4 protein-coding genes are annotated in these 2,774 nt (G+C 60.8%); 1 reads left to right on the top strand and 3 read right to left on the bottom strand.

What is annotated here, in order from left to right; translation table 11 throughout:
* A partial coding sequence (locus ACESMT_RS17650) for a glutathione S-transferase family protein (RefSeq protein ID WP_372827907.1) occupies positions 1 to 374 on the bottom strand: 374 nt, incomplete at its 3' end.
* A gap of 133 nt (positions 375 to 507) precedes the next feature.
* Between ACESMT_RS17650 and purB the strand changes: the two genes are divergently transcribed.
* Positions 508 to 1,896, top strand: a complete 1,389-nt coding sequence (gene purB, locus ACESMT_RS17645; protein WP_372827906.1) for an adenylosuccinate lyase — start codon at positions 508 to 510, stop codon at positions 1,894 to 1,896.
* On the opposite strand, the gene ACESMT_RS17640 is transcribed toward purB, so the two are convergent.
* Together ACESMT_RS17640 and ACESMT_RS17635 are read right to left on the bottom strand one after the other, a co-directional pair.
* Complete coding sequence (locus tag ACESMT_RS17640) at positions 1,893 to 2,201, bottom strand: DUF2007 domain-containing protein (RefSeq protein ID WP_372827905.1); 309 nt, start codon at positions 2,199 to 2,201, stop codon at positions 1,893 to 1,895. The two genes, purB and ACESMT_RS17640, sit on opposite strands and share 4 nt — an antisense overlap.
* An 87-nt stretch (positions 2,202 to 2,288) precedes the next feature.
* Positions 2,289 to 2,774, bottom strand: a 486-nt coding sequence (locus ACESMT_RS17635; RefSeq protein ID WP_372827904.1) for an IS630 family transposase, incomplete at its 5' end; no start/stop codon positions are given.

Raw genomic sequence — 2,774 nt, 5'->3', positions numbered from 1 at the left:
CGCTGCTTGTCGTTGCGCCCGCCCCAGGTGGCTTCGAGGCGGGCCAGGATGGCGGCATCGAGCAGGCCGTCGGCCAGGGCTTCCCAGGTTTTGACTTCGGCCCGTTCGCGGCCCTGCACCGGGATCAGCTTGCCCACTGGCGACAGCGTATCGAGGTACTCGACGATCACGCGGGAGTCAAACACGGCCTCCTCGGAACCGTTGGAGCCCTCCATCACGAGGCAGGGCACCTTGCCCAGCGGGTTGGACTCGCCCATGTTGGTGCCGGCCGCCCAGACATCTTCCAGGACGAACTGGTAGTCAAGCTTTTTTTCGGCCATCACGATGCGCACTTTGCGCACATAGGGGCTGCCGTTGGATCCGATGAGTTTCATAGATGTGGTTTTTCTTGGGCCGAATCCGGCGTCGTCTGCATTCTATCGAGTAAGCCCACAGGGAGAGCGCGGCGCGCCGGAAACCGGAAAAACCGTCGCTTTGACGCACAGACGAGCCGCCTACAATTGCGGCATGAACCCGTCCACCAGCTTCACCATCACCGCCTTGTCCCCGCTTGACGGACGTTACGCCGCCAAACTGGCGCCCTTGCGGCCGTTGATGTCGGAGCTCGGTTACATGCACCGGCGCGTCCAGGTCGAAATCGCCTGGTTTATTGCGCTGTCAGATGCGGGTTTTGCCGAGTTCAAAACGCTCACGCCCGGCGCACGCACTTACCTGCTCGGACTGGTCAAACATTTCTCTGAAAGTGATGCCGCCGCCATCAAGGACATCGAGAAAACCACCAACCACGATGTGAAGGCGGTTGAATACTGGATCAAGTCCAAATTTGAAGCCCGGCCTGAATTGCAAAACGCCAGCGAGTTTGTGCACTTCGCCTGCACCAGCGAAGACATCAACAACACCAGCCATGCGCTGCAGCTCAAAAGCAGTCGGGAACAGGTGCTGTTGCCCGCCCTGGACAAGGTCATCAGCCAGCTGCGCGAGATGGCGCATCGCTACGCCGACGAACCGATGCTGGCCCGCACCCACGGCCAGACCGCCAGCCCGACCACGGTCGGCAAGGAAATCGCCAACGTGGTGGCGCGGCTGGGCGTGGCGCGCGAGCGCATCGCCGGCGTGCAGCTGATGGCCAAGATGAATGGCGCGGTCGGCAACTTCAATGCCCATCTGTCGGCCTGGCCGGACTTCGACTGGGAGGCGCTGAGCCGGCGCGTGATCGAGTCGCCCGAGCCGCTGGGCCTGGGCCTGACCTTTCAGCCTTACAGCATCCAGATCGAGCCACACGACTACATGGCCGAGCTGTTCGACGCGGTGGCCCGCACCAACACCATCCTGATTGACTTTTCGCGCGACGTCTGGGGGTATGTCAGCCTCGGTTATTTCAGGCAACGCCTGAAAGCCGGCGAAATCGGCTCGAGCACCATGCCGCACAAGGTCAACCCGATTGATTTCGAAAACGCCGAGGGCAACCTCGGACTGGCCAACGCCCTGCTGCGCCACCTGAGCGAGAAACTGCCGATCAGCCGCTGGCAGCGCGATCTGACCGACAGCACGGTGCTGCGCAACATGGGTGTGGCCTTTGGCTACGCCGTGTTGGCCTACAGCTCGATGAGTGTGGGGCTGGGCAAGCTCGAACTCAACCACGAGGCCCTGGCCGATGACCTGGACAGCTCCTGGGAAGTGCTGGCCGAGCCGATCCAGACCGTCATGCGGCGCTACGGCGTTCAGGGCGCTTACGAAAAGCTCAAGGAAGTCACGCGTGGCAAAACCGTGACGGCCGAAGCGCTGCACGGCCTGATCCGTTCGCTGGAGATACCGGAGGCGGAAAAAACACGCCTGCTGGCGATGACGCCGGCCAGCTACACCGGCAAGGCGGCCGAGCTGGCAAAAAGGGTTTAAGCAGATGCCGGCATGCTGGCGCCGCAGTGCCAGCATTGCTCGAAGCCGCCTTCTACCGTCTCGCCGCAGGCGCAGAGCCAAAGACGCTGCGGCGGATATTGCAGGATGCGCAGCAAGGCCTCGGCCCGTGGTTTTTCATGGTCGTGGGCTAGCCAGACTTCGGGCTGGCACTGGTCGGGCGGCAGCTCTCCCGCCACACTGCCCAGAAAATAGCGCTGCACACTGGCCGAAAACCCGGCCTGCTGCAGCGCATCGGCCCACAAGGCCGCGATGGCAATATTGGGCGCGCGGGCAAGTCGGAGCATGGGGCCAGTTTACTCCTGAATTGATAGCTGGTCGCGCCCGCCAGACAAGGGCTGAAGCTCAGAAAAGCTTGAGGATATGGGCTTATTCTAATTCGCATTAGAAACACAGATAATTATCCACTCCCACCCTGCGATTGATTTCACGACAGCCGGGTTGATCTCCAAGGCCTTCAAGCCTTTCACAAGCTGCTCCTCAAGAGCATCCAGGCTGTCAAACACGATGTTGTGAAACCACTTCTCCCGCAATTCGTCCCAGATATGTTCCTGTGGATTGAGCTCGGGCGAGTACGGGGGTAAGAAATGCAGCCTCAGGTTGTCCGGGATCTCGAAACTCGCTTTATGCCAGCCTGCCCCGTCCACCACCATGACGATGTTCTCCTGTGGGTAGCGACTGGCGATTTCATTGATGAACAATTGCATGCAACTGCCATTGACGTGCGGTAGCACCAGCGAGTCAAATCTGCCGTCGATTGGGCTGACTGCACCATAGGCGTCGGTGTACTGGTGCGTGAGCATGGCCTGCACCATCGGGCGCATGGGCTTTTTAGCCCAACAGTAGCAGGTGTCGCTGAT

The organism is Polaromonas sp., assembly GCF_041689105.1.
Taxonomy (GTDB): domain Bacteria; phylum Pseudomonadota; class Gammaproteobacteria; order Burkholderiales; family Burkholderiaceae_C; genus Polaromonas.
Note: the sequence above shows the minus strand (reverse complement) of the source record. Positions and strands in the feature narration are given on the sequence as shown.